The sequence below is a fragment of the Alkalimonas sp. NCh-2 genome (assembly GCF_039631345.1).
In the GTDB taxonomy this organism is placed as follows: Bacteria; Pseudomonadota; Gammaproteobacteria; order Enterobacterales; family Alteromonadaceae; genus Alkalimonas; species Alkalimonas mucilaginosa.
In genome coordinates this window covers 477,422-492,311 of the sequence record NZ_JBDIUV010000003.1, presented here as the reverse complement: position 1 = coordinate 492,311, position 14,890 = coordinate 477,422, and the positions used below count along the sequence as shown (strand labels likewise).

General features: G+C 52.9%; 15 protein-coding genes. 7 read left to right on the top strand and 8 right to left on the bottom strand.

Translation table 11 applies throughout. The annotated features are described in order from the left end of the window. Positions 1 to 254: 254 nt before the first annotated feature. Entirely contained in the window at positions 255 to 1,862 is a 1,608-nt protein-coding gene (locus ABC502_RS11425) for a serine hydrolase (protein ID WP_345915971.1), read from the top strand. A 6-nt stretch (positions 1,863 to 1,868) separates the two neighbouring features. On the opposite strand, the gene trpA is transcribed toward ABC502_RS11425, so the two are convergent. From trpA to ABC502_RS11395, 6 genes are read right to left on the bottom strand one after another with little or no spacing between them, the layout of a single operon-like run. Then, positions 1,869 to 2,675 (bottom strand): tryptophan synthase subunit alpha, encoded by an 807-nt coding sequence (gene trpA / locus ABC502_RS11420; RefSeq protein ID WP_345915970.1) that lies wholly within the window; start codon positions 2,673 to 2,675, stop codon positions 1,869 to 1,871. Then, the gene (gene trpB / locus ABC502_RS11415) at positions 2,672 to 3,877 is read right to left on the bottom strand and encodes a tryptophan synthase subunit beta (RefSeq protein WP_345915969.1); all 1,206 of its coding nucleotides are present in this window, start codon (positions 3,875 to 3,877) and stop codon (positions 2,672 to 2,674) included. The genes trpA and trpB overlap by 4 nt, the downstream gene beginning before the upstream one ends. Continuing rightward, positions 3,864 to 5,249: a bifunctional indole-3-glycerol-phosphate synthase TrpC/phosphoribosylanthranilate isomerase TrpF gene (trpCF, locus tag ABC502_RS11410; protein WP_345915968.1), complete on the bottom strand. Its 1,386-nt coding sequence runs from the start codon at positions 5,247 to 5,249 to the stop codon at positions 3,864 to 3,866. Before trpCF ends, trpB begins: the two co-directional genes overlap by 14 nt. After that, positions 5,242 to 6,252 carry an anthranilate phosphoribosyltransferase gene (gene trpD, locus ABC502_RS11405; RefSeq protein WP_345915967.1) on the bottom strand — a complete coding sequence of 337 codons (1,011 nt, stop codon included), beginning with the start codon at positions 6,250 to 6,252 and terminating at the stop codon, positions 5,242 to 5,244. The genes trpCF and trpD overlap by 8 nt, the downstream gene beginning before the upstream one ends. Further along, a complete protein-coding gene (locus ABC502_RS11400; RefSeq protein ID WP_330088306.1) occupies positions 6,249 to 6,842 on the bottom strand; it encodes an aminodeoxychorismate/anthranilate synthase component II in 594 nt (197 codons plus the stop codon). The genes trpD and ABC502_RS11400 overlap by 4 nt, the downstream gene beginning before the upstream one ends. After that, positions 6,839 to 8,425, bottom strand: coding sequence for an anthranilate synthase component 1 (locus tag ABC502_RS11395; RefSeq protein WP_345915966.1), 1,587 nt, complete (start codon positions 8,423 to 8,425; stop codon positions 6,839 to 6,841). Before ABC502_RS11395 ends, ABC502_RS11400 begins: the two co-directional genes overlap by 4 nt. Positions 8,426 to 8,884: 459 nt before the next feature. Here ABC502_RS11395 and ABC502_RS11390 point away from each other — a divergent pair, with 459 nt between their 5' ends. From ABC502_RS11390 to rluB, 6 genes are read left to right on the top strand one after another with little or no spacing between them, the layout of a single operon-like run. After that, on the top strand, positions 8,885 to 9,448 hold the full coding sequence (locus tag ABC502_RS11390; protein WP_345915965.1) for a hypothetical protein: 564 nt from the start codon (positions 8,885 to 8,887) through the stop codon (positions 9,446 to 9,448). Between the two features lie 51 nt (positions 9,449 to 9,499). Then, positions 9,500 to 10,360 carry a PHP domain-containing protein gene (locus ABC502_RS11385; protein ID WP_345915964.1) on the top strand — a complete coding sequence of 287 codons (861 nt, stop codon included), beginning with the start codon at positions 9,500 to 9,502 and terminating at the stop codon, positions 10,358 to 10,360. A 49-nt stretch (positions 10,361 to 10,409) separates the two neighbouring features. Next, the gene (locus tag ABC502_RS11380; protein ID WP_345915963.1) at positions 10,410 to 11,030 is read left to right on the top strand and encodes an L-threonylcarbamoyladenylate synthase; all 621 of its coding nucleotides are present in this window, start codon (positions 10,410 to 10,412) and stop codon (positions 11,028 to 11,030) included. A gap of 26 nt (positions 11,031 to 11,056) precedes the next feature. Beyond that, entirely contained in the window at positions 11,057 to 11,884 is an 828-nt protein-coding gene (locus ABC502_RS11375; protein ID WP_330088302.1) for a segregation/condensation protein A, read from the top strand. Continuing rightward, positions 11,881 to 12,498, top strand: coding sequence for an SMC-Scp complex subunit ScpB (gene scpB / locus ABC502_RS11370; RefSeq protein ID WP_345915962.1), 618 nt, complete (start codon positions 11,881 to 11,883; stop codon positions 12,496 to 12,498). The genes ABC502_RS11375 and scpB overlap by 4 nt, the downstream gene beginning before the upstream one ends. After that, entirely contained in the window at positions 12,495 to 13,454 is a 960-nt protein-coding gene (rluB, locus tag ABC502_RS11365) for a 23S rRNA pseudouridine(2605) synthase RluB (protein ID WP_330088300.1), read from the top strand. Before scpB ends, rluB begins: the two co-directional genes overlap by 4 nt. Before the next feature lie 59 nt (positions 13,455 to 13,513). Here the strand turns inward: rluB and galE are convergent, their stop codons facing one another. Together galE and ABC502_RS11355 are read right to left on the bottom strand one after the other, a co-directional pair. After that, complete coding sequence (gene galE, locus ABC502_RS11360; protein WP_330088299.1) at positions 13,514 to 14,530, bottom strand: UDP-glucose 4-epimerase GalE; 1,017 nt, start codon at positions 14,528 to 14,530, stop codon at positions 13,514 to 13,516. Positions 14,531 to 14,539: 9 nt separating this feature from the next. Beyond that, entirely contained in the window at positions 14,540 to 14,839 is a 300-nt protein-coding gene (locus ABC502_RS11355; protein WP_345915961.1) for a YciI family protein, read from the bottom strand. Positions 14,840 to 14,890 lie beyond the last annotated feature (51 nt).

Here is a 14,890-nt window from a genome sequence, read left to right as displayed (position 1 = left end):
GCCGCTAAAATTTGATAGTCTGCTTCAGTGAGTGACCCTCTATAACGTAACCCTGCCAATCCTTGCAAGCCACCAGTATGAAAGAAACTAATACTACTGCCCTTGGGAAATGCGCCCTGTGCGATCATTTGTCGCCATGCCGGTTCAGTGCATCATCCAACTAGCCGAAGCCATCAGATGATCACAATGATGCACTGGATTGCATTCATCCTGCTGTGATAAGCTGGAATTATTCGTAATAAATTATTCCTATCATGAAATATTTAATTCCTACTATAAAACTGGTATCGGCTGCTGTTTGGTTGTCGTGCAGTGTGAGCCAGGCTGAGCCTGCCGTTGAGCTGTCCATCTCTGATTTAGTGACGCAATCCATGCAGGCGTTTGATACACCTGGTATGTCAGTCGCTGTGGTGCATCAGGGGGAAGTGGTGCATCTTGCTGGTTATGGCTACCGGGATTTGGCAAACCAGTTACCGGTTGCTGCCGACAGCTACTTCCGGCTGGCTTCTGCCAGCAAAGCTTTTACGGCGGCCAGTGTGGCGATCTTGGTGGATGAGGGTAAGCTGAGCTGGGATGACAAGGTGGTCGATCACCTGCCGGAGTTTCGGCTGCAGGATCCCTGGGTCACCAGTGAGTTTACCATTCGTGATTTGCTATCGCATCGCAGCGGCCTGGTTGGTGGTGCTGGTGATAGTATGATTTGGCCTGAACCTTCCGGTTTTAGCCGCCAGGAAGTGATCCACAATCTACGCTATCTGACCCCTGAATTTAGCTTTCGTAGCAATTACGGTTACAGCAATGTGTTCTACATTACAGCTGCAGAACTGGTCGCCCGTGTCGCGCAGCAAGCCTGGGAAGATTTTGTAGCAGAACGTATTTTCCAGCCGCTTGGTATGGCCTGTTATGCCGGTGATATGCCGGCAGAGGCGGTGGCCAACAGTGCGGTAGGTTATGGCACTCGTAATGGTGACTTTTTTAGTATTCCGCGCAATGGCATTGATGGCAAAGGACTGATGTCGGCAGCAGCAGGTGGCTTGGTATGTAGCGCGGCGGAGATGACCAAATGGCTGCAGTATCTGCTCGAGCAGTCTCAGGCATCAACCAATAGCTTCCGGGTATTTAGTCAGCAGCAACTGCAGGAAATGTGGTCACCGAATACACTGATGGCCGTGACTAATCGCACCCGACAGCTGCATCAAACCCATTTCAGTGCCTATGGTCTTGGCTGGCGGATGCAGGACATGCATGGCCATAAGGTGGTGCACCATACCGGTACCTTATCCGGTTATCAGGCCTATGTTGCTTTGGTACCAGAGCTGGATCTGGGTGTGGTGGTACTGAATAATGGCTCGGACAGTGGTGCCAGGATGGCAGTGATGCAGTCCATTCTGGATAGCTATCTGGTAGTACCTGAGCCACAAAACTGGGTTGCGTTTTTACAACAAGAACGTGAAGAGCGCGAGCAAAGAGCGGCCAGCCGGACGCCGGATTTGCCGGTCGGGACCGGCGAAGTGTTACTTCCACTCAGTGCTTACGCCGGTTATTTTGTCGATCGCTGGTTTGGTGGGATTGAGATCCTGCACAGTCCCGAAGGCCTGAGCTTTCGTTCTGAGCGGATGATAAATAAAGTAGGCAGTATGGAGCCTTTTGTCGATCACAGCTTTGTGATCCGCTGGCAGGATCCCAATGTGGCAGCAGATACGCTGATCCAGTTTCAACTGAATGCAAAGCGTCAAGTTACCGGCTTTGAATTGATGCCGCACCGGGTGCAGGTTGGAAGCCGCCATGCCTATCGTGATATGGCGTTTAGCAAGGTTGCGGATTCAGCCCCGGTAGCTGCAGAAGCTACCGGGGATGACTAAGCTAAGTTAACGCTGCGTAGCCGCTTTCATCTGCCGGACGAAAGCGGTGAGCTCTTGCAACAGCTCTTCTGGCTGGTGTTGCAGCTTTTCAATCCGCTGCACAATGGCTGAGCCTGAAATAGCCCCTGCGGCGCCACTATCCAGCGCATCTTTCACATGCTCTGGTGCTGAGATGCCAAAGCCGAGTAAGGTGGGCGCTGCATGGTATTCGGCCAGTTTCTCAATCAGGTGATGGGCAGGTGCTGCTGCTTTGGTTTCAGTACCTGTAACGCCGGCCCGGCTTAGCAGGTAGGTATAACCACGGCCGTACGACGCCACCTGACGCAGGCTGTCATCATCGCAGTTTGGCGGCACAATAAAAATGGGTGCTACGCCATGCTGCATGGCGGCCTGGCGAAAGCGTTTGCTCTCATGCAGCGGCACATCGGCAATCAGCACCGAATCAACGCCGGCAGCGGCTGCCTGTTGGTAAAAGGCATCAATTCCCCTGGCCATCACCAGGTTGCTGTAGAGCAGAAGGCCAATAGGTAAGTCTGGATATTTGGCGCGCAGCTGGCTGATCAGTCCGAGCGCACCGCCTGGGGTGACCCCTGCGGCTAAAGCACGGATATTCGCACCCTGAATGGTGGGACCATCGGCCACCGGATCAGAAAATGGAATACCCAGCTCCAGCGCATCAGCGCCACCTTCGATCAGGGCTTCAATGATCTGATACGATAGCTCTAGGTTCGGATCCCCGATGGTAACAAAAGGAACAAAGGCGCCTTGTTGCTGCTGCTCCAGGCGATTAAACATCTGCTGATAACGGCTCATGCCTGCTCCTCCTGTGCGCTTTGCGCAGTTAAAATGCTATGCACATGGGTTAAGTCCTTATCACCCCGCCCGGATAAATTGACCAGTAGGATTTGCTCTTTATCAGCTTGCTGAGCCAGCTTCAGGGCATAGGCCAGTGCATGCGAGCTTTCCAGGGCTGGGATAATGCCTTCGTGTCTGGCCAATGCCTGAAAGGCAGCCAGTGCTTCGTCATCGTTGATGGCGACATAACTGGCCCGACCGGATTGCTGCAGGTGGGTATGTTGCGGCCCAACCGCCGGGTAATCGAGGCCGGCAGAAACCGAGTAGGACTCTTCAATCTGGCCATCAGCTGTTTGCATAATAGCGGTATAGGCACCGTGCAAAATGCCGTAACTGCCGGTACTGAGCGCAGCGCCGTGTTGGTGGGTATCGATGCCCATCCCGCCGGGTTCAACACCAATCAGTTGCACCGATGGCTCGTCAATAAAGTCGGCAAACATGCCAATGGCATTGGAGCCACCACCGACACAGGCGATCACTGCATCCGGCAATCGTTCTTCTTCAGATAGGATCTGCTGTTTGGCTTCTTCACCAATCATGCGCTGGAATTCACGTACGATGGTTGGGAAGGGGTGAGGACCTGCGGCTGTGCCGAGCAGATAATGGCTTTCCTCATAGGTTGCAGACCAGTCGCGCATGGCTTCATTCACGGCATCTTTTAAGGTACCAGAGCCTGCGGTGACGGGGATCACGGTAGCACCCATCAACTTCATACGAAACACATTGGGTTGCTGCCGCTCGATGTCTTTCGCGCCCATGTAAATGCGGCACTTTAAGCCGAGTAATGCACAAGCGAGAGCGGTGGCTACACCATGTTGGCCAGCACCGGTCTCAGCAATAATATCGTGTTTCCCCATACGCTTGGCAAGTAAAGCCTGGCCCAAAACCTGATTGGTTTTATGCGCACCGCCATGCAGTAAGTCTTCACGCTTTAAGTAAATTTTAACCTTGGGGTTGGGAGATATGTTGCGGCACAGTGTTAGCGGTGTGGGCCGGCCGGCATAGCTGGAGAGCAGATGCTGGAACTCGGCATGAAACTCAGCATCATCCTGAGCATCGATAAAAGCCTGCTCCAATTGCTTTAAGGCGGGTACCAGTAACTCTGGGACAAACATGCCGCCATAATCGCCAAAATAGGCGGATAAACTACGCTTTGTCATAAGAAAACTCTCTGATACGGTTAAAAGCAGTCAATAATAGGTCGTGATCTTTGATGCCAGGTGCTTGCTCAATGCCGGAGTTGATATCCAGCCCGGCAACCGGCAAGGCCAGTGCATCCGAAATGTTGTCAGGGGTTAAGCCACCTGCCAGCATCACAGGTATTTTGCTTTGCAGTTTGCTTAGCAATTGCCAGTTAAAACGCTCGCCAGTACCGCCGGCAACTCCGGGCTGGTAGGTATCGAGCAACAGGCGGTCGGCTTGGGTGGTAAAGTTGGGCAAGCTATCGGCTATGCGGTAAGCGCGCCAGATTTCGGTTCCGGCTGGCAGCAGGGCCCGCAGGCGCTCCAGGTAGGCATCGTCTTCATCGCCGTGTAGCTGCACGGCTGCCAGTGACAACTCGGCAGCGATGCTGGCCACCTGCTGCTCGCTTTCATTGACAAAGACACCAACAAATTGCAGAGGTGCGGTTTCGACCAGGGATTTGGCCTGAGCAAGCGTCACTGCCCGAGGTGATTTGCTGTAAAAAATCAAGCCAGCATAACAGGCACCGGCTTGCTGCACTGCGAGCACATCTTCCGGTCGGGTCAGACCACAGACTTTATGCTCTCCCCGGGTCAGGCGCTTGCAGGCCAGAGCCAGATTGGCTTGTGCCATTAAAGAGCTGCCGACCAAAAAGGCATCGGCGACCTGGCTTAGCTGGCGTACCTGTTGATTGGTGTAAATGCCAGACTCCGATACCAGGGTCACATCGGCTGGCAGCAGTTTGCTGAGCCTGAAGCTGGTATTGAGATCGGTGGATAAATCGCGTAAATCGCGGTTATTGATACCAATCAATTTAGCGCCAAGCTGCACGGCCCGTTTGGTTTCTTCTTCGTTACTGACTTCGGTTAATACCGTCATAGCGAGCGCATCGGCAACCTGATGCAGCTCCTGGTATTCGTCATCGGTCAGTACTGACAGCATCAGCAGTACAGCATCGGCGCCACTTAAGCGGCCAAGATACATCTGATAGCTATCGATAATAAAGTCTTTGTGCAGCAAGGGCTGATTGACTAAAGCGCGGATCTGACTCAGGTTGTCGTAGCTGCCCTGGAAAAACTCGGCATCGGTCAGTACCGAGATGCAATCGGCGTACTGGCCATACACCTCTGCCAGTTCATCCAAATCAAAGTTAGGCCGGATCAACCCTTTGGAAGGGGAGGCCTTTTTGCACTCTAAAATAAAGCGAGGCCCAGCTTGTTGCAGTGCTGCCAGGAAGTTACGGTTACTCGGTTTGACCTGAGCTAAAAAACTCTCCAGCGGGCGCTCGGTTTTAAAACGGGCTACTTCCTGCCGTTTAAAATCAACGATTTTCTTTAAAATATCAGCCATGGGACGCTTCCTTCATCAATTGCAGGGTGCGGTAGCCCTGGTCGGTGCTAAGCAGCTGCTTTATATGGGCCACGTTGTCTTTAAGATCAGCGTTCACCCCGGTAATCGCCATCATGGCAGCAACATTGGCGGCAATCGCATCCTGATGTGCCGGCAGACCCTTGCCCTGCAGTATGGCCAGGCTGGCGGCGGCATTCTCAGCCGGATCGCCCCCAGCCAGTTCAGCAAGGTCGCGTTCAGGCAAACCAAAGTCGGCGGGTGTCAGTGTAAACTGGCGGATAACGCCATTATGCAGCTCAGTGACCTCGGTGGGCCCATGCAAGGCAATTTCGTCGCAACCACTGCCATGCACCACCCAGGCTGTACGGACATCCAATTGCTCCAGTGCCTGTGCCATTACAGGCCCCAAGGCCGGATCATAGACGCCAAGCAATTGAAAACCCGGCGCCGCAGGGTTTAACAGTGGCCCCAGCACATTAAACAGAGTGCGGGTTTTCAGTTGTTGACGCACTGGCATCGCATGTCGGATCCCAGCATGGTAGAGGGGAGCGAATAAAAATGCGCAACCAGCCTGCTGCAGGCTGTGGGCTGCCTGTTCGGGCGAAAGCTGAATATTCACACCCAGGCTTTCCAGTAAATCGGCCGAGCCGGACTTGCTGGAAACACTGCGATTGCCATGTTTGGCCACCGAAAGCCCGGCAGCGGCGGCAACGATCGCGGCTGTGGTGGAAATATTGATGGTATTGCTGCCATCACCGCCGGTACCACAGCAATCGATGCTGTTGTGTGCCTGTACCGGGAAAGGCGTGGCGGCAGCACGCAGGGCCTGCGCCGCTCCGGCCACTTCATCGGCCTGAATGCCTTGCAGTTTACCGGCAACCAGCACAGCAGTCAGGTCTATCGGATCTACTTCACCTGCCACTACGGCTGAAAAAAATTGCTGAGCTTCTTGTTGGCTGAAATTGCCGCCATTCAGGCGCTTTTGCACCAGTTCTGCAATCATGAAGGGCTCCTTGACATCAAATAATCCAGACTCTGTTTTAGCAAGGGCTTGCCAAGTGTGGTCAGGATGGACTCGGGATGAAACTGAAAACCGAGGATTGGCAGGCTACGATGCGCGATGGCCATCGGTATGCTGTTAAAGTGGGCGATCACCTGCAAAGACTCCGGTACTGTAGTGGCAATCAACGAGTGATAGCGTGCTACCGGAAAGGGTTGTGGCAGACCGGCAAAGACCGGATGCTCAGTCAGTGCAATGGCGGAGGTTTTGCCGTGCACGGTTTCGCCAGCCTGACCCACCACGCCACCAAAATGCTCCACCAGCGCCTGATGACCCAGGCAAATGCCAAGCAAAGGCACCTTACCAACGGCCTGACGAATCAACTCTGGCATGCAGCCGGCGTGCTCAGGCGCACCCGGTCCGGGAGAGAGCACCAGAGCAGTGGGAACTGGCTCGCTGGTTAGTTGCTGCATAATAAAATCAGCCGGCACGGTATTGCGGTACAGTTTCAGCTGATAGCCCAGTTGTTCAAACTCATCCACCAGATTGTAGGTAAAGGAGTCGATATTATCGAGCATGTACAAGGTGGTCATAGCGCCTCCTGCTGAGCGGCTGTTTGAATGGCGCGGATCACTGCCTGAGCTTTATTGCGGGTTTCGTCGGCTTCGGCCTGCGGATCGGAGTCGAACACCACACCGGCACCGGCCTGGATGGAGGCCATCCCATCTTGCACATAGGCAGAGCGGATCACAATGCAACTGTCAAAGCTGCCATCACCGCTCAGGTAGCCGACAGCACCGCCATAACTGCCTCGGCGTTTTTGTTCCACCAATCGAATTAGTTCTGCGGCTTTGACTTTCGGCGCCCCCACCAAAGTGCCCATATTCATGCATGCCTGATAGGCATGCAATGCATCCAGTTCTGGTTTCAGCGTGCCAATGACCCGGGAAACCAGGTGCATGACGTAGGAGTAGCGATCTACTTTGAGCAGCTCTTTGACATAGCGTGTACCTGGCACGGAAATCCGGGCCACATCGTTGCGGGCTAAATCTACCAGCATCAGATGCTCGGCTTTTTCTTTTTCATCCTGGCGCAGCTCCAGCTCAATGCGGCTATCCAGATCGGCATCGATGCTGCCATCGGCATGAAAACCACGGCGGCGGGTGCCGGCAATCGGGTAAATCTCGACCTGACGATTGCTGGCATCGAATTTAAGTGCCGACTCGGGCGAGGCGCCAAACAGGGTAAAGGTCCGATCCTGCAGGTAAAACATATAGGGGCTTGGGTTCAGCTGTTTCAGCCGGGCATAAGCGGCCAATGGCTCAGGGCAAGGCAGTTGAAAGCAACGTGAAGGCACCACCTGGAAAATATCACCACAGACAATATGCTGCTTTAACCGTGTTACTTCGGCTTTAAAGGCATCATCACTGATATCAACTTGCACCTCGCCTGTACCAGCTGCGGATACTGCGCGCTTAAAAGGCTGCTGTTGTTGGGTCAGTTGCTTAAGTTGCTCCAGACGCTTACCAATGGCAAAACAGTTGGCTGCGGCTTGCTCACCGCAAAACACATTGCCGATCAGCTTGCTGCTACGGGCCTGATGATCGGTGATCAGCAAGGTTTCGGCCAGATAAAACAAGTAGTCAGGGCATTGATTATCACCAACTGCTACTTCCGGCAATTGTTCAACCGTCGCAATCATGTCGTAGCCAATGGCGCCGCCTAAGAAAATCGCGAACTGCTCGTCACTCTGATTGTTTAGTTGCGACTGAATGCAGCGCAGCACACTAAAAGGGTTAGCGACCTGCAAGCGGCTCGCTTCATCCAGCAGCGGATCCGCTTTGGCATAGCGCACGGTCAACTGTTCTGGCAGCAGGCTCACTTCGGCTTCAGCTTGCAACTTGTCGGCTAAAAAGGGCAGCAGGGTGACGCCATTGGCACTGAGAGCTTCAATCAGCACGGTATCAGCATTGCACTCGATGCGAAGGGCTGCATCAATCAGCAATAAGCTCTTCAGGTTATCTTTGCTGTCGATTTCAGCCGACTCGAGCAACAAAGAGCATGGATTGACGGCAGCCAGTTGCTGGTAACAGGTCAACGGATCCTGTTGGTAGTCGATGGCCATGGCGATGCTGGCGACTTCCCCGGCTTGTTCTGTTATGTGACTGAAAATCATAATATTCTCTAAATTTACACCAAAAAAAAGCCCGTTTCATCGAAACGGGCTCAGGTTATTAAAGCTAAAACAACGCCTACAACACACGCCCGTTGGGAGTGTGCCACCACCAGTTGATTGCAGTGAATGAACAAACATTGAGAAGTTGCATTAGCTTTAATCACGTTCTTGATTATCGTTTGTGCTATCAAACCGCGATTTTCAGTTCAGGTCAAGAGCTCTGCAGAAAAAAAACGGTTCATTGTATGTCCAGCATTATAAACCTATAAATGTCTGGATGGCTAATATGTTTTAAAGGCATGTTCAGATCCCATTCAGTAAACAGCAATTAAGGTGCATTTTTTTTACAATTGTATGGAAGCTGTTGTTATGCCTGTGTTGTTTCGATTATTTGTTTGGAGTAGCTGCTTGTGCCTGCCGCTGACGCTTGTTGCTGGCCCTACCAATGCGCATTCGTCCGTGCCATCACGGATTCAAGATGCATATGACTTTCACGCCCGGGACGCCATTACCCCCTATGTACGTTATCGGGCCAGCCCTATCAAAAAAAAGCAACGTCTTCATGGGGTGATGGGGGTGAGTACCGATTTGTTGGATGATACCTTGCATCGGGGAGGCTATGTGGCGGCACAAGTCCGTTTTGCTGACTACTTTACCGAAATAGGTGTGCTTGGGCAGCGGCTACCGCGAGCTGGCGCCGAGCAGCCGGATAAAACCCGCTATTTTATGACGGTGCGCTTTACCCTGAATCAGCCAATCAGCCCATACGGTATGATTGGCTTTAATCCATTGCAGTGGCTGGATAGCGTGGAGGAGATGCGTCTTGATTTGCATGCTCAGGCAGGCCTGAGCTGGCAGAGTTCCGGCTCCTCTCTACGTCTGGATGCTTATGGTGCCATGTACTCTTTTGAAAGCCGCCGGCCTTATGACCCAACGGAATCCAGGTTTGATCGGGACCGAAAAGGTGACTTTGTACGCAGCACTCAATGGGGGGCAGGACTTCGGTTAAGCCTTATGTTTTGAATCGTTATTACCCCTAAAGTGTGCGATAATGCAAGCTCGCTAGGAGTTTGTATGAAAATCGATTTGCATAGCCACACCCGCTATTCTGATGGTTTGCTCACGCCACAGGAGCTGCTGCAAAGAGCTGAGCTGCGTGGTGTGAATGTGCTGGCCATCACCGACCATGACACCGTTGCTGCCATTCCGGAGGCCCGACAGTATCTGGCAGAGCACGGAACTGGTTTGCAACTGATTGCCGGAGTGGAGCTGTCTACCAACTGGCAAAGCTTTGAAATTCATGTGGTCGGTCTGAATATCGATCCGGATTGCGCTGTGCTGCAAGGTCGCTTGCAACAGCAATTGCAAAAACGCACCGAGCGGGTGGCTGCCATTGCTGAGCGGCTAAGCCGTCGTTGTAAGCTCCCTGATATTTATGCCGGGGTTGAAGCCATGGCCAATGGCGCCGCCTTAACCCGGGCTCATGTGGCACGCTATCTGGTGCAGCAAGGCATGGTTGAGCATATGGGCAAAGCCTTTGATAAGTACCTGGGGCGGGGCAAGCCTGGTTATGTGCCACCCAGTTGGGTTGAGCTGGCTGAAGCCATTGGCTGGATCCAGCAAGCCGGTGGTCAGGCCGTGCTGGCGCATCCGCTAAAGTACAAGTTATCTGGGAAATGGTTGCGCCGCCTGGTGGTTGATTTTGCAGCTGCTGGCGGAGACGCGATGGAAGTGGTTTCCCCTCAGCAAACACCGCAGCAACGCGCTGAATTATGGGCTTTGTGCCAGCAATATGGTTTGCTGGCATCGGTTGGCTCCGATTTTCATCAGCCAACGCCTTGGAATGAGCTGGGAAAAAATCTATATTTAACAGAAGAGATGACACCAGTCTGGGCTAATTGGCCGTTGGTAGGGCAACAGGCACTTCCGCTGTAATCCTTATGTCGACGGCTGCGCCGTTTTACCTGTAATAAGAAGAATAAACATGAGTCAGTTTTTTCATATTCATCCCGATACACCCCAGCAGCGCCTGATCAAACAAGCGGTGCAGATCATTCAGCGCGGTGGTGTGGTGGTGTATCCGACCGACAGTGGTTATGCGCTGGCCTGTCATTTGGGCGATAAAACCGCCCATGACCGTATTTTGCGCATCCGGCAAATCAGCGGGGATCACCATTTTACTTTGATGTGCCGCGATCTGTCCGAGCTATCCCTCTTTGCCAAAGTGGACAATACTGCTTTTCGGCTGATTAAAAACAACACCCCGGGCGCGTACACCTTTATTTTGAAAGGAACGAAGGAAGTACCCCGGCGTTTTTTGAATGACAAGAAGAAAACCATCGGCTTGCGTATTCCGGAAAACCGCATTGCGCTGGCGCTGCTGGAAGAGCTGGGTGAGCCTTTGATGTCTACTTCTTTATTACTTCCTGGCCAGCAGTTTGCGGAAGCGGATCCTGATGAGATGCGTCCGCAGTTGGAAAAGCAGGTCGATCTTATTCTGCACGGTGGCGTTATCGCTGAAGCACCCACCACTGTGGTGGATCTATCGGATGGCGACCCTGTGATTGTGCGTGAAGGTGTGGGCAATACGGCTCCTTTTCGTTAATGATGCCCGTTCGTTGAAGCTGCCTGATGGATGAACTAAGCTCACTCGACCCCTTAACCGTCCAGCAACCCTTGCCGCTGGCATTTGTTCGTGGCGAGGCAGTACTGGAGCGGCCGGAAGATCTCTACATCCCACCCGATGCGCTCGAAGTATTACTGGATGCTTTTGAAGGGCCGCTCGATTTTCTGCTGTATCTGATTCGAAAGCACAAGTTCGACATCGTGCAACTGCCGGTATTGGAAATTACCCAACAGTACATGGAATACATCGAATTGATGCAGGAAATGAACTTTGAGCTGGCAGCTGAATACCTGGTGATGGCGGCCATGCTGGCAGAAATTAAATCCCGCTTGTTGTTGCCTAAGCATCGGGAGTCGGATGAAGATGAAGCGGACCCAAGAGCCGAGCTGATCCGCCGGCTGCAGGAGTATGAAGTATTCAAACAAGCCGCCAGCGATCTGGATGAATTGCCCCGCCAGGAACGCGATTATTTTAGCGGTCAGGCCAAGCTGGCCGATAACTTTCAGCCGCTGGTGATCTTGCCGGAGGTTGCGTTGGAAGAGTTGGTGTTGGCTCTGAAAGATATTATGAAGCGGGCCAGTGATTTTCAGCACCATCACATCAAGCGTGAGCAGATGTCGACCCGGGAGCGGATGAGCCGTATCCTCATGCTGTTGCAGCACAAAGATTACTTACCTTTTGAAGCCTGCTTTGAGCTCGAGGAGGGCCGTGAAGGTGTAGTGGTGAGCTTTCTCGCCATTCTGGAGTTAAGCAAAGAAAAACTGATTACACTGACCCAGGTAGCGTTGTTTGGGCCTATTCACCTGAAAGTTGCCACCGGAGCCAAAGCATGAAGCGGGCTATTTCCGACAGCCAATTGCTGCAATTGGTAGAGGCAGCTATTTTCACCGCTGAGCAGCCGTTGTCGCTGCAGGACTTGCAAAGTACAGTGCTCGAAGACTTTGCTCCCAGCAAGAAGAAATTGCAGGCAATCCTGGCGCAAATTACTCAGGATTATGCCGGTCGTGGTGTACAATTGCAGGAAACCGCGTCGGGCTATCATTTCCAAAGCCGGCCAGAGCTTAGCGAGTTCCTGGCAAAGCTTTGGCCAGAGCGTTCGCCCCGTTACTCGCGTGCAGTGCTGGAGACGTTGGCATTGATTGCTTATCGTCAACCCATCACCCGTGGTGAGATTGAAGATATCCGTGGCGTCAGTGTCAGCTCGCAGATCATGCGTACCTTGCTGGATCGGGGCTGGGTCAAAGTGGTTGGGCACAAAGAAGTACCAGGGCGGCCAGGGCTCTATGCCACCACAGCAGAATTTTTAGATTACTTTGGGTTACAAAGTTTAAGCCAGTTGCCTGAGTTAACCACTTTTAGGCAGCTATCGTTAGCAGAAAATGAGGCCGGTGCCGAAGATGGCATGGCCGCTACACCACCGTCGGGACGACAGGAGAGCATAGTATGAGTGAGAAACTACAGAAAGTTTTAGCCAGGGCAGGCGTGGGTTCACGCCGGGAAATGGAGGCCATGATCAGTGCCGGCCGGGTGTCGGTTGATGGCAAGGTGGCTTATTTGGGCGATCGGGTCGAGCCGCAGCAAGTACTCCGGGTCGATGGGCATGTGGTGAAAACCATCAGCGAAGACGCACAAGTCTGTCGGGTGCTGGCGTACCATAAACCGGAAGGAGAGATTTGTTCACGGCATGATCCAGAAGGGCGGCCAACGGTATTTGATCGCTTACCGAAGTTGCAGGGCTCGCGCTGGATTGCTATTGGCCGCCTGGATATCAATACTTCTGGGCTGTTGCTTTTTACCACCGATGGCGAGTTGGCTAACCGGCTGATGCACCCCAAGTTTGAAGTAGAGCGCGAATACGCGGTGCGGGTGTTTGGTGAAGTCACCGATGCCATTATTCAAAAGCTGCGTACCGGGGTGATGCTGGAAGATGGTCAGGCCAACTTTAAGAAAATCAAAGTATTGCCAGGCGAAGGGTTAAATCGCTGGTTTCATGTGATGCTAACTGAAGGCCGCAACCGTGAAGTGCGCCGGATGTGGGAGTCGCAGGGCACTGTGGTCAACCGGTTAATACGGGTGCGCTACGGTGATTTGCATTTGCCAAAACACATTCCTGCCGGTGGTTACGCCGAATGCAGCCTGGATGAAGTCAACTATCTACGGGAGCTGGTGAAGTTACCAGCCGAAACGCAGAGCCTGATCAAAGCCGAAGACCGCAGTGAGCGTCGCCGCCGCATTGCTGGTATGCGCCGTGCCGTGCGTAAACACCAGATCGCAGAAAAAACACCGGGGCGAAACACTGAAACCAAGGCTAAGCCAAAGCCGAAAGTGAAAGAGGACAAACCGGCGAAGCGCCCGGCAGCAAAGCCAGCCAATAAAAAACCAAGCCGGGCTGGCCGGGGCTAAGCGCTAAATAGTGGGATTAGCAGCAAAATGCTAAATGAAACATTTTGCTGCTCGGGTGATTACGACTGATAGCCATCCGGGTTTTGTTGCTGCCAGCGCCAGCTATCTTGCACCATATCATCCAGGCTAAGCTTTGCTTGCCAGCCCAGTAATTGGCTGGCTTTGCCCGGGTCAGCGTAGCAGGTGGCAATATCGCCAGGGCGGCGGGCGACAATGCGATAAGGCACTGGTACTTTATTCTTATCGGTAAAAGCCTGTACCATATCCAGTACGCTGTAACCTACTCCGGTACCCAGGTTAAAGGCATCAATGCCGGAGTGCTGCTGCACATATTCCAGGGCCTTTAAATGGCCTTCGGCTAAATCAACTACATGGATATAATCCCGCACGCCAGTGCCATCCTTGGTGGGGTAATCATTACCAAAGACACTGAGTTCGGCTCGTTTACCTACGGCTACCTGACTGATAAAAGGCATCAGGTTGTTAGGAATACCATTAGGATCTTCACCAATCAGGCCGCTTTTATCGGCACCGACCGGGTTAAAATACCGCAGTAAGGCAATGGACCAGGCAGGATCAGAAGCAGTCAGATCTTCAAGTATGTGTTCAATCATCAACTTGCTCTGGCCATAGGGGTTGGTAGCAGAGCGGGGCGCGGTTTCAACAATGGGCATGGTTTTGGCGTCACCGTAGACAGTGGCTGATGAGCTAAATACCAGACGTTTCACCCCGGCTTGTTGCATCACCCGACACAAGGTAATAGTACCCGCGACATTGTTGTCGTAATATGCCAGAGGCTGCTCAGTAGACTCGCCCACGGCTTTTAAGCCAGCAAAATGTACCACAGCGCTAATTGCATGCTCTGCAAAAAGCTTTGTTAGCGCTTGTTCATCTCGGATATCTATTTGCAGACTAAGCAGAGAGCGGCCAGTCAATTGTTGCACCCGTTTAAGTGCCTCATCGCTACTGTTGCTAAAGTTATCAATGCTAATCACAGCAAAGCCTGCCCGCAGCAGTGCCAGTGCGGTATGGCTGCCAATGTAGCCGGCACCACCGGTCAATAAAATTGCACTCATCAAAGCTCCTTAGGGCAACACTTTTTTAAATGGCTTGACCGTCGAGCGTGCGTAAACACCGGCTGCCAGATAAGGATCCGCATCGGCCCAAGCCTGGGCTTCGGTTAGAGACTCAAATTCAGCCACCACCAAAGAGCCGGTAAAACCAGCTTCGCCGGGTTCCAGGCTGTCTATGGCAGGTAGCGGTCCGGCCAAAAGCAGCCGACCGGCCGATTTTAACTGTTCCAGCCGAGCCAAATGGGCTGGGCGGCTAGCCAGTCGCTTGCTCAGGCTAGCCTGGACGTCTTCCGAGTAAATCATATAGAACATGGTCATTCCTTGAATATAAGCCGGTTGAAACTGAAAAAACGATGGCTGCCT